A 23,693-nucleotide genomic window follows, 5' to 3' on the forward strand; every position below is an offset into this window, starting at 1 on the left:
GAAGTATTACAGAGTAACTTACTTTAGCAGCTCTAAACCTATTTATTTGGATGGTATAGAATCTGTATGTAAAAGAAAGGAACCTTTTTGGGAAGCTCATAGAACTTGGCTGGCAGAGTAACTAAATGGACAGGCACTCAAGTTTGAAACCTTGAGTGCTTTGCCCAAGCTTTAGATTCTTCAAAATCATTTCAACAAAAATTAAAAAGGACTGTCACTCGAATTTGAAAGTTTGAGTGACTTTTCTATGCTTTGAGTTCTTCAAAATCATTTCAATTCTCAGTTCAAGGAGTGAACGATGGGATTAGCAAGGAAGTGTCAAATCAGTTTGTCAGATACCCGTTATTATCATTGTGTTTTACGCTAAATTAAAAGGAATCAATGGGGTCAGAGTCATTGATTAAGATAATTAATGATTTAAGGGAATCAATGACTTAAATCATAGTGTTTTACGCTGTGTGTGGGGCTATTTGCTGAGGATAAGCTGACGGGTTACTCGTACGAGAATACGCCCCTTACAGGCATGTAAATTCTTAAAAATAGCCACTGTATTAACTCCTAACTAAATGGACTCAGTGTTTGTGGCTACTTTTGAGGTTGCTTAATGATCTATGCCCAAAATAGCTTCTAACTCTTGGAGTGATTGCACTGTGTATGTTGGCTCAATTCCCTCAGGGCAAGTTTTACCCGGATGCTGTAACCAACAGCTATCAATACCAAAGTTATTAGCACCTAAAATATCACTGCTAGGGGTATCGCCCACCATTAACACTTTGCTTTTATCAGGGTTGCCAAGCAAAGACAATGTATGAGCAAAAATATATGGATCGGGTTTGGCAGTGCCCACTAATTCAGAAATAACAACACAATCAAAACAATCGCTTAAACCAGTGTGGGCAAGTCTTTTTTCTTGTAAGGCGGCAAATCCATTAGTGATAATGCCCAAATGCGCTTTACCTTTTAGGTGAGCTAACAAACTGCGTGCCCCCGGTAACGGTTCGCAAATACTTGCCATCGACTCTAAAAAACCGGCGTTTAACTCATGCGCGGGAACCGTGAGTCGCTCGGCCCATTTTGAAAAACGTGTCACTTGTAACGTTTGCGCGTCGATGCGTCCTGCTTGATAGTCAAGCCACAGTGGGGCGTTTACTTTTTGGTATTCATCGTGATCTTGCTGCGTAAAATCAACGCCATATTGAGCAAATAATTTTTTCAGCCCTAAAAAGGCATTAAAGCTAAACAGGGTTTCATCTGCATCAAACAGGATATGGCTGTACTTCATCATTGGCCTTTAGTTGCTGTATAAATGTGGGTGTAAAAACGGTGCCATGGCTAATGTGAGCGCTTGGGTGTAAGTGCTTTCTCGCGTTGCGACGTGATTGGTAAGCAATCCGATAGCGCCACCTTTTTGCTTGATATTGTTGGTATTAAACACGTTATCCATCACAGGGCCTAACTCTTCACCTGCAACAAGGGCATCATAAATAGACTGTGGCAAGGGTAAATTGCTACTGCGGTTGACACTAGTGTGTTGGCTATTGGCAATCACCACATAAGCAAATGTTGCTGGGCCATAGCTAAATTGGTACGCCCCCCCTTCCATTGCACAGTAAAAATCGGCTTGGTGGTGGGCTTGCAGATACGCTACACGATTTTGCGCACCAATACGGGTTTGGTCTTCACCTAGCGGCTGTTCGGGAACGCCACTTGGTGCATGTAACCCTTGGCAGTCAATTTGACTATCTGGGAAGTAGCGCTCAATCACGCTTTTGGCTGCGTTAATCTTGACAGGGTTTTGTGAACCCACGAGTACCTTTATGACTTTTGATGATGCCATTGTTCGCCTCCAACTACGGCAAAAAGAGGAACGTTAGTTTAATGTGCAGTGTCTGTGCTCGCAAGTTAAATAACTTCAGCAGTTGGTGGCCATTTATTGCTGTTTTTTTTATTGCCAAGTCTTTAGTTAGCGTTTTAACGCGCAGTCTAAATCGGTAAGTCTACTGGCGCCATGTTTTCAAGTGCGCGCTTTTTTACGAGCAGATCTTTAATAAGAGGAGTAAGTACTAACTCCATTGCTAATCCCATTTTACCGCCCGGTACCACGAGCGTGTTCATGCGAGACATGAAACTGCCGTCAATCATTTGTAAATAGTACGGAAAATCCACATCATCAATCCCACGGAAGCGGATCACTACAAAACTTTCATCAAGCGAAGGAATGTCTTTGGCGCTAAAAGGATTTGAAGTATCAACAGTGGGTACGCGTTGGAAGTTAATGTGGGTACGAGAAAATTGCGGCGTAATGTGATTAATATAATCATCCATGCTACGCACGATAGAGGTCATAACGGCTTCTCTAGAATGACCTCGTTCATTGGTGTCGCGAATAAGCTTTTGGATCCACTCAAGGTTGATAATCGGCACCATACCAATCAATAAATCGACATGTTTTGCAACATCATGCTCTTGCGTGACAACACCGCCATGCAAGCCCTCATAAAACAACACATCAGTGTTGGGTTCTAAATCTTGGTATGGTGTAAATGTCCCCGGCAGTTGATTGTAGGGAACGGCATCATCAAAGGTGTGTAAATAGCGCCTGATCTTACCATCACCATGTTCACCATAGCGGCTAAACAGCTCTTCTAACGCGGCAAAATCATTGGCTTCTTGGCCAAAGTAACTAATATGTTTGCCTTCTTGCAGCGCATCTCTTTTTAGTTTATCCATTTCAGGGCGTGTATAGCGATGAAAGCTATCGCCTTCAATAAAAGCGGCATTGGCACTTAAACTACGAAAGATATGCTTGATAGCGTTAGTGGTGGTGGTGGTGCCAGCCCCTGAGCTACCAGTAATAGCAATGATTGGGTGCTTTTGGGACATAGTTGGCCTCGATAAACTCAAAATTTTAACAAAATAGTTAAAATCGATTGTTACTCGAAGCGACGCGAATAGCAAGTTTTGTGGTTTAATACACAACTGAGTATGATCAAATAAAAACAATAAGGACCATCATGAAAGCACTTATCCCACTGGCTACATGTTTATTTGCTGTAGCAACTTATACAGCGCAAGCCGCGATGCCTAAAAGTCAAATTCTACTTGCCAGTGAAGTGGCTGACTCGATTAAAGTCGTGTCATTAACATCATCGGATAGTTATCACAACCAACCTTTGGTTACAGAGAAAGGGGTGTATTTCACCCAAGAAGTGCTTGATGGTGAGCAAGCGCAAACAGATTTGTTTTTCTACGATTTTGCGAGTAAACAGAGCCGAAACTTAACCAATACGCCAGTTTCTGAATTTTCACCTACTTTGTATCCCCATGGCGAGGGTCTGTCGAGCGTAGTGGTAGAGCCTGATGGCAAACAAAAACTATGGTTTTATCCATTTGATACAAAGCAAAGCGCGACTCGGATATTTGAACACATTGAACCTGTGGGTTATCACGCATGGGGCGCTAAAGATGATCTGGTGATGTTTATATTAGGTGAGCCACACACATTGCAGTACACAGATACCGCAGGGCACTTACCATCTAAAGTAGCAAAAGATATTGGGCGCACTTTAGCGTTTAATGATAAAAAGCAGATTTATTCATTTACCTACAATAAAAATGGTCAGCATTGGTTTGCGAGTTTTTCCGCTAAAACACAACAAGTAAAGGATCATTTTGTTATGCCAGCTGGTGTGCAAGATTACACTTGGTTAGACGACACGCAGGTTGCTTATGCGATTGGTAATCGTATTTATACTCGCAACTTTGAAAGTCCAAAGGCGGTGTCGCAGTGGCACAACTTAAGTCAGTATTGTGATACCCATATTTCTAGGTTGAGCTATCACAACGGACGTTTAGCGTTTGTGTGTGATAAATCATAACTGCCAGTGCAAATTGACGTAAAACTACAGTAAAATAGCGGGATATTTTAGCTAAAGGACGCGAAATGAGTATATTGGTCACGGGCGGTGCTGGATACATTGGCTCACACACGGTACTTGAACTACTGCAACGAGGTGAAGACGTTGTTGTTGTTGATAATTTAAGTAATGCCTCTAGGGAGTCTTTGGCACGCGTCACACAAATCACGGGTAAAGAAGTTGCTTTTCACCAAGGTGATGTTTTAGATAAAGCGTTTCTTGATGGTGTATTTTCTCGTTACGATATAAGTGAAGTTGTCCATTTTGCAGGCCTAAAAGCGGTTGGCGAGTCAGTACGAAAGCCAATAGAGTATTACCAAGTAAATGTTCAAGGCACGTTGACCCTACTCGATGCAATGCGCGATGCGGGGGTATTTAAACTGGTGTTTAGCTCTTCTGCAACTGTGTACGGAGATCCTCAAAGTTTACCAATTAGAGAAGACTTTCCTGTTGGAGGCACTACTAATCCATATGGTACGTCAAAACTGATGGTTGAGATGGTTTTACAAGATGTCGCCAAGTCTGACGCACGTTGGGCTTTTGCAATTTTACGCTATTTTAATCCTGTAGGTGCACATGAGTCAGGGCTTATAGGCGAAGACCCTAACGGTATTCCAAACAATTTACTGCCTTATATCGCGCAAGTTGCTGTGGGCAAGTTAGAGCAGTTAGGGGTATTTGGTAATGACTACGGCACTGTAGATGGTACAGGTGTGCGTGACTACATTCATGTTGTTGATCTGGCGGTAGGTCATCTTAAAGCGTTAGATAAACTCAATGACCATGTAGGTACACATATCTATAACCTAGGCACAGGTAATGGCTATTCGGTACTACAAATGGTTGATGCATTTGAAAAGGCTTCAAGCAAAGCCGTGCCATATAAAATCTTACCTCGCCGCGATGGGGATATTGCAGCTTGCTATGCTGCACCTGAAAAAGCCCAGCAAGAGTTAGGTTGGCGCGCCCAGCGTGGTATTGATGCTATGATGCAAGATACTTGGCGCTGGCAAAGTAACAATCCAAATGGTTACAAAGACTAAGGACTGTTATGGCAGATAAGCACTGGTTGCTTATCTGCACGCCACGCTAGGCCATAGCCAGTTCGCTTTTAGTTCCAAGCCAACGTGTGATTAACGGCTCTACCACTTCCGGGTGAGCTTGCATTAGTTTAAATGCCAGCGGCCTCACTTGATTTAACAGTGCTTTATCTCGGTTTAAGTCTGCGATTTTAAACTCAGCCAGCCCTGTTTGTTTAGTGCCTAACACTTCACCGGGGCCACGAATTTCCAAATCTTTCTCCGCAATGACAAAACCATCATTACTATCACGTAAAACACCCAAACGCTTTTGCGCCGTGATTGATAATGGTGCGTGATACAACAACAAGCAATGTGAAGCGATAGTACCACGGCCAACACGTCCTCGCAGTTGGTGGAGCTGTGCAAGGCCCAAGCGTTCAGGGTTTTCGATGATGATTAAACTGGCATTGGGCACATCTACACCGACTTCGATCACGGTTGTTGCTACGAGCACATCAATGTCGCCATTTTTGAAAGCCATCATAATATCTTGTTTTTCTTGTGCTTTCATTCTACCGTGTACTAATCCAACTGTTAGCTCTGGCAGTTGTTCACGCAGTAATGTTGCGGCATCTTCTGCGGCTTGGCATTGCAATACTTCTGATTCATCTATCAAAGTGCATACCCAATAAACTTGGCGTTTATCATCCAAACAGGCGGTTCTTACTCTATCAATCACTTGGCCTCGGCGCGTATCAGGCACTGCAACCGTTGTTATTGGCGTTCGACCGGGCGGTAGCTCATCAATTACCGATGTTTCTAAATCAGCATATGCGGTCATGGCGAGTGTTCTGGGGATTGGAGTGGCAGTCATAACTAATTGATGTGGATAGCAGTTGTTAAATTGGCCTTTCTCGCGCAATGCAAGGCGTTGGTGCACACCAAAGCGATGTTGCTCATCAATAATGATAAGAGCAAGATTATAAAACTCGACTTGCTGCTGGAACAACGCGTGAGTGCCAACCACCATCTGCGCCTTACCATTGGCGATAGTTTCCAAAATACGTGTTCTTTCTTTCCCTTTTGTTTTCCCGCCAAGCCAAGCCACTTCAATGCCTAAGTGTTTGAACCAATTGGTGAAGTTTATACCATGTTGCTCGGATAATATTTCTGTAGGGGCCATTAGGGCCACTTGGAACCCTTTGGCGATGGCGCTTAAAGCAGCTAAAGCCGCAACGAGCGTTTTCCCCGATCCCACATCCCCTTGTACCAGTCGCATCATCGGGAAAGGTTGTTGCAAATCTTGTTTAATTTCAGCGACCACTCGACTCTGCGCGTTGGTAGGCGCAAAGGGCAGATTAGCTAAAAACTCTGGCTCTAAGGTATTGTAGGGTGGTAATGGCACAGCCTTTACCGATTGAGCGCGATTGCGAAGCTGTAATAAGCTTAAATTTTGTGCCAGCAATTCTTCAAAAGCTAAGCGCTGCTGTGCTGGGTGTTGGCCTAGTTCAAGTAATGATAAATCCACATCTTGTGGTGGCTTATGCAGCGTTAATATCGCTTCTTTGAGGCTTAATCCTGCTGGGCGATATGGCAGTGGTAAGTACTCATCTAATTGATATTTTTCCAACAGAGCAACTGCTTTGTCTGCGATAGCACGAATGCTGAGCTGTTTTAAGCCTTCTGTTGTTGGGTAGACAGCAGTCAGCGTGGCCAAACTTGGATCAGGGGCAGTGCTGTGGCAGTCTCTAATGCTGTATTCTGGATGCGCCATTTCAAGACCGGCTTGGCCGCGACGCACCTCACCAAAACAGCGAATGATTTTGCCACTCTCCATGGCATTTTTTTGAGTGGCATTAAAGTTAAAAAACCGCAGCGTAAGCCTACCTGTGCCATCATTGACGTGACAAATAAGCATGCGCCTTTTTCCGAAGGTAATTTGGCTATGCTCAATTTGAGCTTCGATGCTAACGTGACTATGTGGCGTTAATTGGGCAATCGCATAAGTACGGGCTCTATCTTCATAACGCAGCGGTAAGTGAAATAGCATATCTTGGATGGTAAAAATACCCAGCTTAGCCAAACGTTCTGCTACCTTAGGTCCAACGCCTTTAAGCTCGGTGATAGGGTAGTTAGAGAGGTTTGGCGTCGTCATGCTATTCCTTGTTATTTCACTTTTTTATATTTCAGAGTATTCCAAAAGGCTTCGTCGGCCACGATTTCACCCTCTTCATCTAAGGCTGGATAGGGTAACCCCTTTTCTACACAACGATTAGCAATGATAGGGTGGCAACCCTCAAACAATAAAGTATGTTTGGTATCTGCGTCTAGCATATCGTTGCGCTCGTACAGTCCAGCTGCATCTCTTTGACGTTGTGCCTCATACAAAATCAGTGCAGCAGCCACTGATACATTCAGTGATTGCACCATACCTTGCATGGGGATCACGATATGCTTATCGGCATGAGCTAAGGCTCTATCTGAAATTCCTAAACGCTCTTGACCCACAATAATGGCTGTCGGTTTGGTATAGTCAATGTCGCGAAAATCAACTGCTTCATCGCTTAAGTTGGTTGCAAGTAGTTGAATGCCTGGATTTTGAGCACGAATGGCAGCAACTGCTGCGTCAATGTCATCATGCATATGCGTTTCAACCCAATTTTTACTCCCACCGGAGGTGTTGTTGGTTAAACGTCTTTGCTCTTGTGGCCAGACAGCATGTACATGATGACAACCTACTGCATCTGCGGTACGCACGATGGCTGATAAATTATGGTGCTTATGCACTTCGTCTAAACAGACGGTCAGGTCGGTTTGGCGTCTATCTAACACCTGTTTGACACGATGAAAACGCGTTTCTTTCATCCATTACTGCTCATTTAATCAAAATTGCGCCGATTATACCCGCTAATCGTTAGGGGATCACCTCACGGGCAATGGGGTTTTGCAATGAGATCAAGGTTTCGGTGGATTGAATTGCTTCAATGGTTTGAATTTTATTGATTAATACATCTTGTAGATGGTCGATTGTGCGCGCCATTACTTTAATAAAGATACTGTAGTTACCTGTTGTGTAATATGCTTCGACCACTTCTTCAAAACCTTGTAGCTGCTCAATGGTGCTCGGATAGTCTCGCGCATGTTTTAAGTTTACACCTATAAAACAACACACATCATAGCCGAGCCGTTTGGCACTAATCGTCACTTTTGTGCCTTGAATGATCCCCGCCTGTTTCATTTTTTCGACACGAACATGAATTGTGCCTGCACTGACAGCAAATCTTTTTGCTAATTCTGCATAAGGTGTACGGGCATTGTCCATTAATGCGTGCAGAATCGATTTATCGAGATTATCGATTTGATAATTTTCCATGCAAATTTACCGCTTTAATTTTTGATTTAATAAAATATAACGTGATTTTTTTACGATATGTAGGGCTTTTTGTTATTTTTGTTGATGTTTATTGTAATTTATCCGTTTTTTGTTGACGATAGCTTTAAGCCACGAAGCGCTGGCAATTAAATTTAAGAATTTACTGGGAGTGAGGTCCTAATTATGCAAAGCACATATCGTCAAACACAGCAGCAAATAAGCCGAGTTAAGCAAGTATTTTCACAACAATTAGAAACTGAATTGGGTTTAATAGAAGTCCAAGCCCCAATATTGGCTAAAGTGGGAGATGGCATTCAAGATAATCTAAGTGGCACCGAAAAAGCGGTAGCAGTGAAGGTGAAGGCGTTACCTGATGCGCAATTTGAAGTGGTTCACTCCTTAGCTAAGTGGAAACGAAAAACATTGGGTGACTACGGCTTTTGTGTGGGGGAAGGTCTGTATACGCACATGAAAGCCCTTCGCCCTGATGAAGAAAAACTATCACCCGTTCACTCAGTGTATGTTGATCAGTGGGACTGGGAAAAAATAATCTGCGCAGAATCAGAGCGCTCTTTAGCCACACTAAAACAAACTGTAGAGGCGCTTTATCGTGGTATTAGAGCCACTGAGCAAGTGGTTGCGCAAGAGTTTGGTTTAACGCCATTTTTGCCTAAGACAATCACCTTTGTTCATAGTGAACAATTGCGTCAAATGTATCCGGACTTTAGTGCTAAGCAGCGAGAGAAAGCGATTGCACAAGAGTATGGTGCGGTATTTTTAATAGGCATTGGTGGCGAGCTAGGTGATGGAGAAATCCATGATGTTCGCGCACCTGACTACGACGACTGGTCAACTGCTACTTGCGACAAATACCAAGGTTTAAACGGTGATATCTTAGTATGGAACCCTGTACTAGAAGATGCGTTTGAAATTTCTTCAATGGGTATTAGGGTGTGTCCTGAGTCCTTGCAAAGACAGCTTAAAATCACTGAAGATGAAGCGCGTTTAGCCCATGATTGGCATCAGCAATTACTTGCCGGTGAGATGCCACAAACCATTGGCGGCGGTATCGGCCAATCTCGTTTAGTAATGCTGTTATTGCAAAAAGCACATATCGCGCAAGTACAAGTGAGTGTGTGGAGTGATGAATTAAAAGAACAAGTTTTAGATGTATTAGGTTAATTGTGTTGTTTTATAATGAGTAGCGCAAAGCGGTATCACGTGTTCGTGGTGCCGCTTTTTTGTGCGTAGGAGGTGGGTATAACCACCTATTTTTAGATATCAGAAAGACACCTTAATCAGCTGGTTTTAAATTCTATCTCAATTTTGTTCTCTACAAGGCTTGCACTACAAGGTGGGTAGCTTCGGGTCGTTTTATATACGCGATCAAAAATATGAATTTCGACACCTGGATGAAGTGCTTGATTAGCAACCAGCTTGGTGTTTTCTAATAAGCCATTGAGATTTAGCTCTAGCTCTGACATTTTCTTTTCAAGAACTTCGGCTTCTTCACAATAGTGCATTTGTGTTGCACCAATTTTAGCCATGAGTTGTTTTTTCTTTTCGGCGTCTTTAACTTGATCGGCCTTTTCAATCGCGCTTTGTAAGGTATTTAGTTGTTCACTGGTTTTGGTTAACGCTTTTAGGCACTCATCGGTTTCTGAGGTGATTTCGATACCGCGATGCGCTAAGCGTACGGTCATTTTGGCACCTGATTCACTGCCAATTTCCCCAGCAATGACCATTTGCGCATCGAGTATTTCTCCACCAATAAGTTTACCCTTTGGTGCATCGTCTGCACCGACTTGAACGAGTGATGTTGCTTTAATGGCGCAATGGTTGCTTTGCTTGGCAATAAATACATTGTTTGCCTCTAAGTGACTATACTGGCCGTGTGCTACGTGAATGTCACCAGCCGCTACGAGTCGACAAGTCAGACCTTGATCGTTATTTTGATGGTCAACATGGCCAATTGCTGCTTGTTTTACGTCAATGTGGCCACCACTGATAAGTTCGCCAGACTCCACCGAGCCCATCACTGTAATATCGCCTTTTGCTTTTACTTTCATACCAGGGGCTACATTGTGGGTAACAATAACGCTACCGTTAAAATCTACATGGCCACTGCGCACATCGACATCGCCAATGGTAAATACATCATCCACACGCATCCCATTTTGGATATCTGATGGACAACCAGCAATGGTCGCTATAAGTTCTAAAGGGTTACTTGCAGAGATCTCTGCGCCATCACCAGCAGTTAACTCAAACGTGTCACCATCTTTGGCTGGTATGCTATCTCCTGTTACGGTGAAGCCCTCTTTTCCTGGTGTGGCAGGTTGTTTCGAGATTAACAAAGTACCCGGTGCAACGCTTGCGAGTTTACCAAAGTCGCGCATATCTACCGAGCCATCTTCTCGAAGCTTAGGTTGTTTTAAACGCTCTCTGAGTGTAGTTACATGAGGTATGAGTTTGGCTGCTTGCCCATCAACTGGTGGGCGTCCTTTGGCGATGATGCCCTTCGTATTTGCACCTGGTGGGAGCTCAAATTGTTTTTGCAATACTTGCTCTAAATAGGCTTGTTTGTAACCGCGGCTGACACCAGCTTTTATGATCACTTTTTTGGCCTGTTCAAGGCTAATTTTGGCGCCACCTTTGGCCGTTACTAGGTGGGCTGTTGCAATCATTTTATCGTCAGATACTTCAATGGATAGTTGGGCATCTACTTTTTTAGCAACAACTAGGTGTTTTTCTGGGTGGTCACTTTTAAAAAATGCCTCAATTGATTCATGGTCTACTTCGCAATCGGCATAAGGTGACTTTTCCAGCGCTTCAACAATGAAGGCTGCATTTGGTGGGTTAAGTTGAGCAACTTCTAATAAAATATTACCGTTGTGCGCCAGTTTGAACACGTTTATCACCCTTTACCTTTCAGGCCGACCAATTAAATCATGACAGAAAACAAAAGTATTAGTTACAGAGTGCTTAATAAAGAGTATAGAGTCAAGTGCTTAAGATCAAAGAACAGATATAAAAAAGCTGCGTGAGCGCAGCTTTTTCATACTAATGCATTAGTTGTATTAATTTGTTGATGGTAACTCCATGATGCCATCAATCTCAATTTGTGACCCCTTAGGCAATTCCTTAACGCCGATAGCAGCGCGTGCAGGGTAAGGGGTTTTAAAGTGTTGGCTCATAATTTCATTCACTGTCGCAAAGTTGCTTAAATCAGTTAAGAAAATATTGACCTTTACCATATCTTGCAGTTTACCACCTGCAGCTTCACATACAGCTGTTAGGTTTTTAAACACTTGCTGGGCTTGCTCTTTAAAGTCATCAGACACCATTTCCATGGTTTCAGGAACCAAAGGAATTTGTCCTGATAAGTAAACTGCAGTACCCACTTTAACTGCTTGGTTGTACGTACCGATTGCTGCAGGTGCTTGATCGGTAGAGATAATTGCTTTATTCATTGTTAATCCTATTTCTTACGATATACGCGTTGAACATCTGGCATCACGCGAATACGGCGCATAATGTTAGCGACGTGAATACGGTCTTTTACGGTTATGCCTAAATCTATCACGTATAAGTTACTTTCTTTTTCATCGGTAGCTATTTCAACGATATTAGCTTGCGTACTGGCTACCACATTAGTGAGTTTTGCTAATGCACCTTGATGGTTGATTATTTCTACTCTCAGTGCTGCAATGTATTCTTTTTCTGGGTTATCTTCCCATTTTACAACAAAGTATTTAGAGCGTTCGTTCTCCCAGCCTTTGATGTTTTTACATTCTTGACGGTGTACGTTTAAGCCTTTACCTTGGCTTACGTAAGCTGTAATCGCATCACCTGGTACGGGTCGGCAGCACTTAGAGTAATTTACTAACATACCTTCTGTACCTATAATGGCGGCTTTGGCTCGTTTTGCAACATTTTCTATGCCGTCATCAGTTTGCAGCAGGCGTTTTGCTATTAGCACACTCATAATATTACCGGTGCCAATTTCTACCAAAAGCTCCAGTAAAGTTGCAAGTTTATGCTCTTCAAGCACACGGTCGATATTCTCTTGTGGAATATCGTCAAGCTTGCTCTCTCCTAACGCTGAGTCTAACAGACGTCTTCCTAGCTGGATTGCTTCTTCTTGGTGTTGGCTTTTCAGATAATTACGTACACCTAAACGGGCTTTACCGGTCACGATAAAGTTTAACCAAGTTGCATTTGGGTGCGCCCCGGAGCTAGTGATAACCTCAACAGTCTGGCCTGTATCAAGCGCTTTACTCAAAGGGTAAGGTTTGCGATTAACGCGAGCGCCAACACATGTGTTACCTACATCTGTGTGTACTGCATAGGCAAAGTCAACGGCGGTTGCGCCCATTGGTAGCTCAACAATACGACCATCTGGCGTAAAGACGTAGATTTCTTCTGGGAAGAGCTCAGTTTTAACGTTTTCCACAAACTCAAACGATGAGCCCGCGCTTTGTTGCAACTCAAGCAAGCTTTGCATCCATTGACGTGCGCGTTGCTGGGCCGTATGACCGGCGTTGTCTCCGGCTTTCTTATACATCCAATGCGCTGCGACCCCTTTGTCGGCCATATGATCCATATCGTGGGTACGAATTTGGATTTCAACTGGAATACCATGTGGGCCAACTAAAGAGGTATGTAACGATTGATAGCCATTAGTTTTAGGCACCGCAATATAGTCTTTAAAGCGTGTTTCGATTGGCTTATATAAGTTATGTACTACACCCAATACGCGATAACAGGTATCTAGGTTATCAACATTTATTCTAAACGCATAGATGTCCATTACTTCATTGAACATGAGCTCTTTATTAAGCATTTTCTTATAAATACTGTACAAGTGCTTTTCACGTCCGCTAACAGATGCTTGGATCCCTGATTCTTGTAATCGCGATTCAATTTCAGTTTGAATATTACTGATCACTTCTTTGCGGTTACCACGCGCTTTGGCGACTTCTGACTTAAGTGCACGATGACGCATAGGATAAAGTGCTTGAAAGCCTAAATCCTCAAGTTCATTCTTAATATCATGGATACCCAAGCGGTTCGCAATAGGGGCAAAAATTTCTAGCGTTTCACGGGCAATGCGACGGCGCTTATCTGGTCTTAATGCACCGAGCGTTCGCATATTGTGAGTTCTATCAGCAAGTTTAATCAGGATAACGCGGATATCTTGCGTCATCGCCATGATCATTTTTCGGTAGTTCTCAGCCTGAAACTGTTTTTTGTCTTTAAAGCTCAGCTTATCCAGCTTACTGACGCCTTCAACAAGCTCAGCAACGGTATCACCAAATATTTCCGCTAAGTCTTGCTGGCTAAAATCAGTATCTTCAATGACATCATGCATCAATGCAGCCATCAGTGTTTCATGGTCTAAGCGCATACCGGCAAGTATTTGCGTCACCTCAACTGGATGGGTGATATAGGGCTCGCCACTTGAGCGAGTTTGCCCCTCGTGGGCTTCACGAGCAACTACATAGGCTTTTTGTACAAGCTCTATGTCGCCGGGTGATAAATACTCAGAGATTTTCTTTTTTAGGCCTTCAAAAAGATACATTCACGCTCCAGTGTTCCGGTGAAGTTATCGATATGTAACGAATATACGATGAAATGAAAGATAAACCAACGACTAGGCCAGACTTTATTTTTAGGTACGGCTTTTATTGGGCTATAAAACAACAATGCCAGCAAAAATGCTGGCATTGTCATAAAACTAAAACTGTTTTAGTTGTTGCCGCCGACAATAGCTGCAACCGCTGCAAGTTCTGCAGCTTCTTGGTTTTGCTGTTCTTCACGGTCAATTACGTCTAATGAAGAGTTGTTCACAAGACCTTTTTCAATTTCACGCAAAGCGATAACCGTTGGCTTATCGTTTTCAGGATCAACCATAGGATCTTTACCACCTACAGCGATTTGACGAGCGCGACGCGCTGCTACCAAGATTAAATCAAAACGGTTACCAATTGCATCTACTGCATCTTCTACAGTTACGCGAGCCATCGAAGCACTCCAAAGTTAATTCATTTCCAAAAGGCTAGTTTACTGCAAGGGAGCCGCTACGCCAAGTGGATGGTTAAAATTTATCACTAATTTAGCGTAAAAGATCGCTAATAAGTGCTGCATAACGTGTTTGCTGAGCTTTTAGCTCCATGCGAGCAGCCATAACGATATGCTCAAGCTGACCAAGAGTGGTGTCAAAATCATCATTGATTAATACATAGTCAAACTCATTGTAGTGAGAACTCTCTGATTTAGCCTGTGCCATGCGTGCTGCGATCACTTCTTGTGAATCCTGCCCACGACCATTTAATCTGTTTTCAAGCTCTTGCTGAGACGGCGGCAAGATAAAGATAGTTTTAACTTCGGGTACAAGCTTGCGAACTTGTTGGGCACCTTGCCAGTCGATATCCAAAAATACATCAATGCCACTATTTAGTTGTTCTTCGATTGCGGCTTTAGACGTGCCGTAATAGTTGTCAAACACCTTTGCCCACTCGAAGAAATCGCCTTGTTCAATAAGGGCTTCGAATTGTTCAACCGAAACAAAATGATAATGCTCAGCGTTATTTTCTCCCGGACGCGGAGCACGCGTGGTGTGAGATACAGACACCTTTATATCTTGATGCTTTTCTAGCAGAGCTTTGATTAAACTTGATTTTCCTGCACCTGATGGCGCTGACAAAATAAAGAGATTACCACGCGTTGTCGTTGTCATAGGATATTGCTCTTAAATGAAGTGGCAAAGCGAAGCTTTACCGTAGCCAATATTTAAACTAAACGCGCATTTTAAACGTTACGTGCCATATAAGCTAGTGCCTAACGAAAAGTGGCGGATAGAACATTAAGAAGACCCAAGTGTTAGTTGGGCCTTTTAGGTTACTCAGCTTTGTAGGCTTCGCCTTGCGTTATCCAGCTCGCAGCTGGTACGCCTTTTAGATAATGGTCAAAATATTCCATCATACGAATAGAAAAATCTAACTGGTTTGGGAACTGCTTTAAATGATGCGGTTCACCTTCATATTGCAGGAATATTGCATCTTTATCGTAGCGGCGCAGTGCAAGATAGTACTGAATACCTTCTTGCCATGGTACGGCACCATCTTCATCACCAAACATGATTAATATTGGAGTGTTCACTTTATCAGCAAAGAAGACTGGCGAATTCTCGATATATAATTCTGGTGCTTCTACTAAGGTTTTACCAATTCGACTTTGCCCCGTTTCATATTGGAATTGACGTGCAAGTCCTGATTTTAAACGAATGCCACTGTATGCTGAGGTCATGTTAGAAACAGGCGCACCAGATACAACCGCTTTAAACATGTCTGTTTGGGTAACCATAAATGCACTTTGGTAGCCTGCCCAAGAGTGGCCTTGCAAACCAATTTTATCAGGGTGGGCCACGCCAATATCAATAAGCTTTTGCGCTGCATTGATCATCGTTTGTGTTGACGAACGCCCAGGATGGCCGATTTCAAAGCGGATATCTGGTAAAAAGATTGCGTAACCATTAGAAGTAAACATAGGGAAGTTAGGTCTATGATTTAGCTCCATTTTTGGGAAGTCATACATGCGTTGACTCATGTAGCGATAGAAGTAGATCACCACAGGGACTTTATCACCTTTTTTATAGCCAGCAGGCTTAATCAATACGCCTTGTAAGTCTTCGCCATCATAGCCTTTGTATTTCACCAACTCAGGTTTTTGCCCCCATGCAAAGTTACTCACCTGAGGATTTAGGTCGGTAATTTTTTGCGGCTTGTCAAAGTTAAGATTACTGTGCCAGAAGTCAGGAAACTGATGATAGGTTTGTTTGGTAAAAACGACTTGGTCAGCGTTTTTAGCCTTTTTAACAACATCAAAGCGTGCCTTATCGGCAAGAACCGTAGTTAAAGCGCCATTAGTGAGCGATAAAGTAGCGACATGGGTTTGTTTATTATCAAGGTTGTGCGCTGCAAGTATTAAGGTCTCGTTTTTATTAAAACCTACTTTTTTGTCATCTAGCTGCACTACACGGTATTGCGTGTTTGTTTCTCGGCCTTGTGTGAGTCGTTTGGCTTGACGTGTATTAACATCGAATGCCCAAATATCATATTTGGAATATACATACACGATGCCGCCATCAAGTTGCCAACCAGCGAACCCATAACCTGGTTGTGGTTGTGGGTAATCGTGTCTATCATCAGCAAAAATAGCGTCTCGCACCGACGCTGTTAAAGGCGCTACTTTTTGTTCATGTAAGTCTTTAAGCCATACTTGAGCATCTTCAAAATACACCGCATGCGTACCTGTGGGTGATAAGCTTGGCTGAAATGGTGACTCTTTTACAATAAAATGTTTGGCACCCGTTGCAACTTGTACTGCATAGTAATCTTCATAAAACCCCTTATACATAGTTTGTTTTAAATAGGGGATATCGTTACTTGCCAATAAAAATTGCGCTTCGGTGTTGAGCGTTAAATTAGGCACTTGCTCGTCGGTTAGTTGGGCAACGCGTTGGCCATTTATGTGGTAAACCGCTTGATAATGACGCTTTTTGTTCGTCTTCTCCCAGGTGTTTATCTCGCGAGGTTTTATTTCTGGGTCTTTGTTGTGCCAAATTTTTAAGCCTTTTTGTGCTCGAATCGTGTCAAAGTCTGTTAATGAGGCTTGGTCGTGATACTTTAGTTCTTTAGGTTTACTCTCAAGTTCAGGACGATTTTCAAAATACAAACGCGAGCCATCTTGTGACCATTCGAGAGTCGCTGATTTACCATTAAACCAGTCTTCGTCACTGGCTATAGTACGTGTTTCATTATTATCCGCATCCCAAAGCATCAGCTGATAGTGACGACGCAGTGGGTCATTATTCACATAGTTGCCTTGATAAAATGCGACAAGCTGCCCTTTTGGATGCCAAGCAACTTGGCTCAACGTGATCCCCGGTTCATCAAATAACACATTCTGCTTTGAGTTACTCAGTTCAATGAAGCTAATGCGGTTTTTACTGCCATCTTCAGAGCGTTGATTAAATAGCACGCCCTTATTTGTTGGGCTGAGACCATAATTGCCGATGTGCTCAATGCGAAGCGTATTTTCATTGCTTAAGTTTACAATGACCAAAGTGTGAAGTTGGTCTTTTTTATCAGCCTTGATACTCGGTTGTGCATTGTCTTTAGCGTCCGATTTTTTTTCGGCGTCGGAAACTTTTTCTCGATAAACTAGCCAGTTGCCATCGTCAGAGAGTTGATAATCAACTATGTTTGCAAACATTTGTTGTTGTTTTGTTTGGGTGTTTACCAATACGAGGTTTTTTGGCAGCTTTTTCTTTTCTTTTTTTGATGCTGTCTCTTGGTCTAGCAAAGATGGGGTTTGTGTAAATGCAACCCAAGTGGCTGATTTATTTATATGTGGCTTTGAACCACGAGGCACGCTTGCAATCAGTTGATTGATTTTTAAATCATATACTTGGCCTTCGTTATCGCCTCTGTATGGCTGGGCAGAAAACGACAGATAGTGACCATCGTCAGACAATACGGTGTTGTGGGCATAGCGAAAGTCAAAAACATCTTCAAATTGTAATGACTTTTCGGTTGCAGAGACGGTGCTGGCGAACATAATGCTGGCGCTGAGCAAAGAATGTATAAACTTCATTTGTTTGGACTTGTAGTTAACCATACTTTGTTTTAACACAAGTCAGCCTGGTCTCTAAAGGCAGTTGCGGCAAATGTTGCATTGTAAGAGATAAAGAGGCGACTTGAGCGTGATTATCTCTTACACGTTTGACTGGTCGTAATTAGGACAGCCAGATCAGGCAAGCCAGATCTTTTGCAGCTCTATCCATTGTTTTTCAAATTGACTGCTTGGAAGAGATTTAAAATCGCTACGTACAAATTGGTTCATCTTACCTTCAACATAAGCCAAAAATAAGTTAGCTAATGCGCCTTCCTCTGTGGTAAACGCTTTGCCTTCTCGCAGCTTTCTTTCACGTAGCACTTGTTTGAATTGTGTTTCGAGTTTTTCAAATAGGCTCTGAACGCGCTCTCTGAGTCGCTCTTGTTCACCCTGCAATGCATCACCAGTTAAAATACGGGTGATACCAGGGTTCTTTTCTGCAAAAGCGAGTAGCAGCATTAAGATATTATAAATACGTCCTTGGGTTTCTTTTTCATTTTCTAAAATGAGGTTGATACGTGACAAAAGGGTATCTTCAATGAACTCTATTAATCCTTCAAACATACGTGCTTTACTCGGGAAATGACGGTAAAGTGCGGCTTCGGATACACCCACTTCAGCAGCTAGTTTAGCTGTCGTGATGCGTTGACCTGGGCTAGTTTCAAGCATTTGTGCGAGAGATTGTAGTATTTGCTCTTTGCGATTACTGCGTTTAGTCGCTGGCATGAACTTTCCTTTCGTTATCGTTATTATGGTCAGTGCAAACCCCAAGCAGCTCACACCTATTGCTCGGGGCCTTATGTTAATGCTTTATTCAGCTTGGTGCCAGTATTTTAAAAAGTTGCTTTTATGTACTTAATAATCAAGCCTTTTTATAATTTCCATTAATACACTCATAGCGAGCGCTTGCTTATCTGCCACTGGTAACTCTAAGCTTTCATCAGGCCAGAATAGTGTTAGCGCGTTGTTGTCTGCGTTAAAGCCGAGCCCTTGGCGTGATACATCGTTGGCACAGATCATATCTAAGTTTTTGTTTTTTAGTTTGCCTTGAGCATATTGATCAACATTTTGTGTTTCGGCTGCAAAGCCAACAGTGTATGGTCTATGTTTAGTTAATGCCGCGACTTCAGCGATAATATCTGGGTTTTTAACCATAGTGATATTCATTTCATCGCCTTGCTTTTTGATTTTTTGCTCGGCCACCTGCGCTACTCGATAATCAGCAACTGCAGCACAGCCAATAAAAATATCTGATTCACTAGCCAGCTTTAGTGCAGTATCTCGCATCTGTATTGCGCTTTCGACGGCAAAAACCTCTGCACCGCTGGGGGGAGCAATAGCAACAGGGCCAGAAATCAAGTTAACTTTAGCGCCGAGAAATAAGGCTGCTTGAGCCAAAGCGTAGCCCATTTTTCCAGAGCTGTGATTACTGATAAAACGTACAGGATCAAGTGCTTCTCGAGTGGGGCCTGCCGTAATTGTGACAGTGACATCTGCCAGTACCGTGGCAGGTTCAGGGGCTATACATAAATCAACCAACTCATGAGGCTCTAACATACGACCAGAACCCACATCACCACAAGCCTGTTCACCCTTACCAGGGCCCCATATTTTTACACCGCGAGAGGTGAGCGTTTGTATATTAGCCTGAGTCGCAGCGTGCGCATACATTTGCTGATTCATCGCCGGTGCAATTGCTACCTGTGCGGGCGTTGCCAATAATAAAGTGGTTAACAAATCATCGGCAAGACCATGGGCCATTTTAGCAATGATGTTGCAACTGGCGGGCGCGACTAAAATAAGGTCAGCCCATTTGGCCAGCTCAATATGGCCCATAGCAGCTTCTGCATTTGGATCTAGGAGTGAGTCGGCGACGGGCTCGCCAGACACTGCTTGCATTGTCAATGGCGTGATGAAGTGTTTTGCGGAGTCGGTCATGACGACTTTTACAACGCAATTTTGCTCTTTTAAGCGTCTCACCAGTTCTGCACATTTATAGGCTGCAATACCGCCACTGATCCCTAGCACAATATTTTTACGTTGTTGGCTCATGTCCTAAATCCAGAGTAATTTGTCTAAGTGGTAAAGATAACACAGCCTCAATATTGATGGCACTAATGGAAGATTGAATATTCATTGAAGCAAACTACACTTTATGCTCTAAGGACACCCAACTCTAAGGACTAGAGATGCAATTACATACAATACCCGCGCATGCGCGCCCCCGCGAGAAACTCCTCAACCTAGGACCAGATGCGCTGTCAGATGCAGAGCTATTAGCTATTTTTCTGCGTACAGGTGTAAGTGGGATGAATGCTGTTGAACTAGCGCAATCTCTGCTTAAACAAAACCACACTTTAAGTAATTTATTTAACGCGAGCTTAAGCGATTTTTGTACACATAAAGGGTTAGGTGAAGCAAAGTATGTGCAGTTACAAGCTGTATTGGAGCTGAGCAAGCGTTATTTAAAAGAGCGCTGTCAAAGAGACACTCTATTCAGTTCTCCTGACGCAGTGACTGATTATTTGTCAATTCAGCTTCGAGGCTTAGATCATGAAGTGTTTATGGCGCTGTATGTAGATAATCAAAATCGCTTAATAAAAGACGAAGTATTATTTAGAGGGACTATCAATGCTGCGAGTGTTTATCCAAGAGAAGTGGTCAAAGCGGCTCTAAAATACAACGCAGCGTCGCTTATTTTTGCGCATAATCACCCTTCAGGGGTGGCAGAACCAAGCCAAGCTGACAAATTAATTACTAAAAAACTGCAAAATGCACTGGCTTTGGTAGACATAAATGTACTTGATCATCTCATTGTTGCAGGAGAACAGTGTATTTCTTTTGCGCAACGGGGCTTAATCTAGCTTGTTTTTGTCAACAAAGTTGTAAAAAACATCACTTTGCGTGGCTTTTTACAAATTAGTTTAATTTAAATGCAGTTTTTGCTTTCCTAAGGGGCATTCGATCATTATAATTGGCCGCTATCAAATTTACACATGAGCTGATTAGATAGGATCAGATCCTTGATCTCTGCCTGTAGATGCTGTATAAAGAGCGCCCTCTGATTTACCCCGGGGCCTACGCAGTTAAGGTCCAAGGGAAAATTAAGCTCGAGCGAAGTTATTGGAGATACATAGACATGTCTAAAGTCTGTCAAGTTACAGGTAAGCGCCCAGTGGTAGGTAACCACCGTTCACACGCGCGCAACGCTACTAAGCGTCGCTTCCTACCTAACCTACAAACACACCGTTTCTGGGTTGAAAGCGAAAAACGTTTCGTTACATTACGTACTACTACTAAAGGTATGCGTATTATCGATAAGAAAGGCATCGACGCGGTATTAGTAGATATCCGTGCTCGCGGCGAAAAAGTTTAAGGAGCTTGAATCATGCGTGATAAGATCCGTTTAGTTTCAACTGCTGGTACTGGTTATTTCTACACTACCGACAAGAACAAGCGTAACATGCCTGAAAAAATGGAAATCAAAAAATACGATCCTAAGGTTCGTAAGCACGTGGTTTTCAAAGAAGCAAAAATCAAGTAATTTTGCTTTTTACAGAATACTAAAAACCCAGCCTCGGCTGGGTTTTTGTTTTTCTATTAAAAATATTCGATTATTACCAGTTTAGTATCACTGCTTGTATATCTCCCTGCATGGGTTGCAGCTGTGCATACACAATATACTTTTCATCATCGCTTACATCGTATTGATGAATAAAGCCTTCTGGTTCACTCATGAGCAACTGCTCTACTTGGCTGTCTATATTATATTGCCAAATGCCTGAGCCTCTTTTATAAAAATACACATTGCCGTTGATGACTTGCCAGTTCAGCCAATTGATATTGCTAAAATCTTTAATTAACAGTTTTTCCGCCCCAGACTCTAAAGTCCACATGCCAGCTTGATTACGCTTACTAAAGTACAACTGGCCATTATAAAAATAGCCACTATATCCACCATTTTTTGTTAACTGCTGATGTGATGCGCTACCTTTGTTGTATTGCCAAAGTTGCCATTGACCTGTTTTATTACTGCTATAAAGAATGTCTTGCTCGCTCATACCATAGTTTGGTGCATAGGCTTGATGCTCAGCACTAATGAGGTTTGTAAGTGTGTTATGAGTGAAATCATACTCATAGACAGCGCCGAGTTTCTCAAACACCATACTATGTGCATTATAGGCAACATGATATCGATTGAAGCCAAACTCAAAAGGGATGTTTAAGCGGGTTAATTTTTTATCTTGGTAGCGCCAAAGGGCATGCTCTTTACCCATATCAGATATAAATAAAAGGCCATTTTGGTCATGTCTTGGTAAGCGGTTTAAGGCTGCGTTGCTAAAAACATTGGTCACATGTTTGGTCTTGATATTGTAGCTTTGGATTGATGAGCTGGCATGATACTGACTCACTAGTATCAGCTCTTTTGCATCACGCGTGGTTGCAGCAATGGACTCAATCGGGTAGCTCAATTGTTTAATGTGTTCTATTTCTCCTGTATTAGCGTTTAAACGATATAGGATTTTTTTATCGGCAATAAAAAGGTGATCACTCTGACTGCTCCAAGTTATCGTATTCACCATGTGTTTTAGCGGGTGAATTGCAACAGTTTCTAAAGTATTGCTATTTACGATGTGAATTTCACTCAGGCTTGATTCAACGTATCGAGCGTAGGCAAGAAGAGGGTGTCTGGGGTGAGCAGCCAGTAAAAAATCACCTTTCATCTGAGCATGCTGCAGTGGCAAAGATAATTGCTGTAGGCTGTTTGTCGCTAACATCAATTTATGAATAATATAAGGTGAAGCATTATTTTTTCGTGCGCGAATGAATATAGCCAGCTCATTTGCTTGCCAGCTGAGTCTAACATTTTGCATGTCTGAACAGTTAAACACCGTTTGCTGACTACCTGTGGCAAAGTTGTAGCGCATTATCTTACAGGTTTGCTCATTTTGTGCGACCCACATCATAGACGCACCTGAAGGGCTGAGACTTGCAAAGGTGAAATCTTCCATATTAATAGGAAGCACGTGCTGTGAGTTATCTTTGAGTGACTGTAAAACGACTCGCCTAGGTTGATTATTCGTGGGTGACGATAAGAATAATACTTGGGAGTAATTACTGGCACTCAAGTTCTGCTCAAAGCCATCATGCGCCGTAATACGTTCAAGTTGCACACTAAGCTGCGCAGCTTCCTCCTTATTTACTAAAGCGAATGCCAAAATAACGATACTCAGGATACCCAATAGCAAAAGCACAAGGTAGCGACTTAAATAAGTCCTATGGCTGATATGACGCTGTTGATACTCGGCGTCCTTGGCAATTTGTTGAGCGTCAAAACCCAATTGATAGCCAAACTTTGGTTTGGTGATAATAAATTCGGTATTTGGTTGTAGTTGCTCAAAATGTTGTCTGAGCTTAGAAATGGCTTTATTCACTGCACCATCCGACACAACACTGCCTTGCCATGCAAGCGCTATTAATTTATCTCTCGAAAGTACTTCTTGGGTGTGGGTGATGAACACCACAAGCAATTCATACGACTTTGCTTCTAACTGAATCGTCTTATTTTGATAACTGAGCGTACGCTGTGCAGTGTCAAATACTATGTCATTTATTTGGTAGTTCATCAGTAAGCTTATGATTAAATTATTTTTATTTTAGGTAATGAAATGGTAACGATTAAATCGATAAATCGTTAAG

At 42.6% G+C, this 23,693-nt stretch carries 21 protein-coding genes; 6 read left to right on the forward strand and 15 right to left on the reverse strand.

Annotated elements, in window-relative coordinates:
• Window positions 1–601: 601 nt before the first annotated feature.
• The 3 genes from yjjG to HG263_RS19215 form a co-directional block, all read right to left on the reverse strand.
• Complete coding sequence (gene yjjG / locus HG263_RS19205; RefSeq protein WP_171627835.1) at window positions 602–1,282, reverse strand: pyrimidine 5'-nucleotidase; 681 nt, start codon at window positions 1,280–1,282, stop codon at window positions 602–604.
• Window positions 1,283–1,291: 9 nt separating this feature from the next.
• Window positions 1,292–1,837 carry an inosine/xanthosine triphosphatase gene (gene yjjX / locus HG263_RS19210; RefSeq protein WP_171627699.1) on the reverse strand — a complete coding sequence of 182 codons (546 nt, stop codon included), beginning with the start codon at window positions 1,835–1,837 and terminating at the stop codon, window positions 1,292–1,294.
• 146 nt (window positions 1,838–1,983) lie between these two features.
• Complete coding sequence (locus HG263_RS19215) at window positions 1,984–2,883, reverse strand: phosphoribulokinase (RefSeq protein WP_171627700.1); 900 nt, start codon at window positions 2,881–2,883, stop codon at window positions 1,984–1,986.
• Window positions 2,884–3,014: 131 nt separating this feature from the next.
• On the opposite strand from HG263_RS19215, the gene HG263_RS19220 reads away from it, so the two are divergent.
• Together HG263_RS19220 and galE are read left to right on the forward strand one after the other, a co-directional pair.
• Complete coding sequence (locus HG263_RS19220; RefSeq protein ID WP_171627701.1) at window positions 3,015–3,878, forward strand: hypothetical protein; 864 nt, start codon at window positions 3,015–3,017, stop codon at window positions 3,876–3,878.
• Between the two features lie 65 nt (window positions 3,879–3,943).
• Complete coding sequence (gene galE / locus HG263_RS19225) at window positions 3,944–4,960, forward strand: UDP-glucose 4-epimerase GalE (RefSeq protein ID WP_171627702.1); 1,017 nt, start codon at window positions 3,944–3,946, stop codon at window positions 4,958–4,960.
• A gap of 46 nt (window positions 4,961–5,006) precedes the next feature.
• Here the strand turns inward: galE and recG are convergent, their stop codons facing one another.
• Genes recG through asnC form a run of 3 tightly spaced genes read right to left on the reverse strand, consistent with a single transcriptional unit; the run spans window position 5,007 to window position 8,312 of the window.
• Window positions 5,007–7,094, reverse strand: coding sequence for an ATP-dependent DNA helicase RecG (gene recG / locus HG263_RS19230; protein WP_171627703.1), 2,088 nt, complete (start codon window positions 7,092–7,094; stop codon window positions 5,007–5,009).
• Between the two features lie 11 nt (window positions 7,095–7,105).
• A complete protein-coding gene (gene trmH, locus HG263_RS19235; protein WP_171627704.1) occupies window positions 7,106–7,804 on the reverse strand; it encodes a tRNA (guanosine(18)-2'-O)-methyltransferase TrmH in 699 nt (232 codons plus the stop codon).
• 49 nt (window positions 7,805–7,853) lie between these two features.
• Window positions 7,854–8,312 (reverse strand): transcriptional regulator AsnC, encoded by a 459-nt coding sequence (asnC, locus tag HG263_RS19240; protein WP_171627705.1) that lies wholly within the window; start codon window positions 8,310–8,312, stop codon window positions 7,854–7,856.
• A 183-nt stretch (window positions 8,313–8,495) separates the two neighbouring features.
• Between asnC and asnA the strand changes: the two genes are divergently transcribed.
• Window positions 8,496–9,494: an aspartate--ammonia ligase gene (gene asnA, locus HG263_RS19245; protein ID WP_171627706.1), complete on the forward strand. Its 999-nt coding sequence runs from the start codon at window positions 8,496–8,498 to the stop codon at window positions 9,492–9,494.
• Window positions 9,495–9,610: 116 nt separating this feature from the next.
• Here the strand turns inward: asnA and HG263_RS19250 are convergent, their stop codons facing one another.
• From HG263_RS19250 to coaBC, 8 genes are all read right to left on the reverse strand, one after another.
• A complete protein-coding gene (locus HG263_RS19250; RefSeq protein WP_171627707.1) occupies window positions 9,611–11,224 on the reverse strand; it encodes a FapA family protein in 1,614 nt (537 codons plus the stop codon).
• 168 nt (window positions 11,225–11,392) lie between these two features.
• On the reverse strand, window positions 11,393–11,785 hold the full coding sequence (locus HG263_RS19255) for a RidA family protein (protein ID WP_171627708.1): 393 nt from the start codon (window positions 11,783–11,785) through the stop codon (window positions 11,393–11,395).
• Window positions 11,786–11,793: 8 nt separating this feature from the next.
• Window positions 11,794–13,896 (reverse strand): bifunctional GTP diphosphokinase/guanosine-3',5'-bis pyrophosphate 3'-pyrophosphohydrolase, encoded by a 2,103-nt coding sequence (gene spoT / locus HG263_RS19260; RefSeq protein WP_171627709.1) that lies wholly within the window; start codon window positions 13,894–13,896, stop codon window positions 11,794–11,796.
• A gap of 167 nt (window positions 13,897–14,063) precedes the next feature.
• On the reverse strand, window positions 14,064–14,339 hold the full coding sequence (gene rpoZ / locus HG263_RS19265) for a DNA-directed RNA polymerase subunit omega (protein WP_171627710.1): 276 nt from the start codon (window positions 14,337–14,339) through the stop codon (window positions 14,064–14,066).
• A gap of 91 nt (window positions 14,340–14,430) precedes the next feature.
• Entirely contained in the window at window positions 14,431–15,054 is a 624-nt protein-coding gene (gene gmk / locus HG263_RS19270; RefSeq protein ID WP_171627711.1) for a guanylate kinase, read from the reverse strand.
• A gap of 161 nt (window positions 15,055–15,215) precedes the next feature.
• Window positions 15,216–17,972 (reverse strand): alpha/beta hydrolase family protein, encoded by a 2,757-nt coding sequence (locus HG263_RS19275; RefSeq protein ID WP_171627712.1) that lies wholly within the window; start codon window positions 17,970–17,972, stop codon window positions 15,216–15,218.
• A 156-nt stretch (window positions 17,973–18,128) separates the two neighbouring features.
• Window positions 18,129–18,719 carry a nucleoid occlusion factor SlmA gene (gene slmA, locus HG263_RS19280; protein WP_171627713.1) on the reverse strand — a complete coding sequence of 197 codons (591 nt, stop codon included), beginning with the start codon at window positions 18,717–18,719 and terminating at the stop codon, window positions 18,129–18,131.
• 129 nt (window positions 18,720–18,848) lie between these two features.
• Window positions 18,849–20,045 carry a bifunctional phosphopantothenoylcysteine decarboxylase/phosphopantothenate--cysteine ligase CoaBC gene (gene coaBC / locus HG263_RS19285; protein ID WP_171627714.1) on the reverse strand — a complete coding sequence of 399 codons (1,197 nt, stop codon included), beginning with the start codon at window positions 20,043–20,045 and terminating at the stop codon, window positions 18,849–18,851.
• A 137-nt stretch (window positions 20,046–20,182) separates the two neighbouring features.
• On the opposite strand from coaBC, the gene radC reads away from it, so the two are divergent.
• The 3 genes from radC (at window position 20,183) to rpmG (ending at window position 21,537) form a co-directional block, all read left to right on the forward strand.
• Window positions 20,183–20,857 (forward strand): RadC family protein, encoded by a 675-nt coding sequence (radC, locus tag HG263_RS19290; protein ID WP_171627715.1) that lies wholly within the window; start codon window positions 20,183–20,185, stop codon window positions 20,855–20,857.
• Between the two features lie 275 nt (window positions 20,858–21,132).
• Window positions 21,133–21,369, forward strand: a complete 237-nt coding sequence (rpmB, locus tag HG263_RS19295; RefSeq protein WP_058028557.1) for a 50S ribosomal protein L28 — start codon at window positions 21,133–21,135, stop codon at window positions 21,367–21,369.
• 12 nt (window positions 21,370–21,381) lie between these two features.
• Window positions 21,382–21,537, forward strand: a complete 156-nt coding sequence (rpmG, locus tag HG263_RS19300) for a 50S ribosomal protein L33 (RefSeq protein ID WP_152087164.1) — start codon at window positions 21,382–21,384, stop codon at window positions 21,535–21,537.
• Between the two features lie 73 nt (window positions 21,538–21,610).
• Here the strand turns inward: rpmG and HG263_RS19305 are convergent, their stop codons facing one another.
• A complete protein-coding gene (locus tag HG263_RS19305) occupies window positions 21,611–23,620 on the reverse strand; it encodes a winged helix-turn-helix domain-containing protein (protein ID WP_171627716.1) in 2,010 nt (669 codons plus the stop codon).
• Window positions 23,621–23,693 lie beyond the last annotated feature (73 nt).

It is taken from the genome of Pseudoalteromonas caenipelagi, from assembly GCF_013140855.1.
GTDB lineage: Bacteria > Pseudomonadota > Gammaproteobacteria > Enterobacterales > Alteromonadaceae > Pseudoalteromonas > Pseudoalteromonas caenipelagi.

What these genes read in the sequence shown, in the direction of transcription:
- yjjG (WP_171627835.1), bottom strand. Translation starts at nt 1,282, where the DNA reads ATGAAGTACAGCCATATCCTGTTTGATGCAGATGAAACCCTGTTTAGC.
- HG263_RS19255 (WP_171627708.1), bottom strand. Translation starts at nt 11,785, where the DNA reads ATGAATAAAGCAATTATCTCTACCGATCAAGCACCTGCAGCAATCGGT.
- galE (WP_171627702.1), top strand. Translation starts at nt 3,944, where the DNA reads ATGAGTATATTGGTCACGGGCGGTGCTGGATACATTGGCTCACACACG.
- radC (WP_171627715.1), top strand. Translation starts at nt 20,183, where the DNA reads ATGCAATTACATACAATACCCGCGCATGCGCGCCCCCGCGAGAAACTC.
- HG263_RS19220 (WP_171627701.1), top strand. Translation starts at nt 3,015, where the DNA reads ATGAAAGCACTTATCCCACTGGCTACATGTTTATTTGCTGTAGCAACT.
- yjjX (WP_171627699.1), bottom strand. Translation starts at nt 1,837, where the DNA reads ATGGCATCATCAAAAGTCATAAAGGTACTCGTGGGTTCACAAAACCCT.
- gmk (WP_171627711.1), bottom strand. Translation starts at nt 15,054, where the DNA reads ATGACAACGACAACGCGTGGTAATCTCTTTATTTTGTCAGCGCCATCA.
- HG263_RS19305 (WP_171627716.1), bottom strand. Translation starts at nt 23,620, where the DNA reads ATGAACTACCAAATAAATGACATAGTATTTGACACTGCACAGCGTACG.
- asnC (WP_171627705.1), bottom strand. Translation starts at nt 8,312, where the DNA reads ATGGAAAATTATCAAATCGATAATCTCGATAAATCGATTCTGCACGCA.
- rpmB (WP_058028557.1), top strand. Translation starts at nt 21,133, where the DNA reads ATGTCTAAAGTCTGTCAAGTTACAGGTAAGCGCCCAGTGGTAGGTAAC.
- asnA (WP_171627706.1), top strand. Translation starts at nt 8,496, where the DNA reads ATGCAAAGCACATATCGTCAAACACAGCAGCAAATAAGCCGAGTTAAG.
- rpmG (WP_152087164.1), top strand. Translation starts at nt 21,382, where the DNA reads ATGCGTGATAAGATCCGTTTAGTTTCAACTGCTGGTACTGGTTATTTC.
- slmA (WP_171627713.1), bottom strand. Translation starts at nt 18,719, where the DNA reads ATGCCAGCGACTAAACGCAGTAATCGCAAAGAGCAAATACTACAATCT.
- coaBC (WP_171627714.1), bottom strand. Translation starts at nt 20,045, where the DNA reads ATGAGCCAACAACGTAAAAATATTGTGCTAGGGATCAGTGGCGGTATT.
- HG263_RS19275 (WP_171627712.1), bottom strand. Translation starts at nt 17,972, where the DNA reads ATGAAGTTTATACATTCTTTGCTCAGCGCCAGCATTATGTTCGCCAGC.
- HG263_RS19215 (WP_171627700.1), bottom strand. Translation starts at nt 2,883, where the DNA reads ATGTCCCAAAAGCACCCAATCATTGCTATTACTGGTAGCTCAGGGGCT.
- rpoZ (WP_171627710.1), bottom strand. Translation starts at nt 14,339, where the DNA reads ATGGCTCGCGTAACTGTAGAAGATGCAGTAGATGCAATTGGTAACCGT.
- trmH (WP_171627704.1), bottom strand. Translation starts at nt 7,804, where the DNA reads ATGAAAGAAACGCGTTTTCATCGTGTCAAACAGGTGTTAGATAGACGC.
- spoT (WP_171627709.1), bottom strand. Translation starts at nt 13,896, where the DNA reads ATGTATCTTTTTGAAGGCCTAAAAAAGAAAATCTCTGAGTATTTATCA.
- recG (WP_171627703.1), bottom strand. Translation starts at nt 7,094, where the DNA reads ATGACGACGCCAAACCTCTCTAACTACCCTATCACCGAGCTTAAAGGC.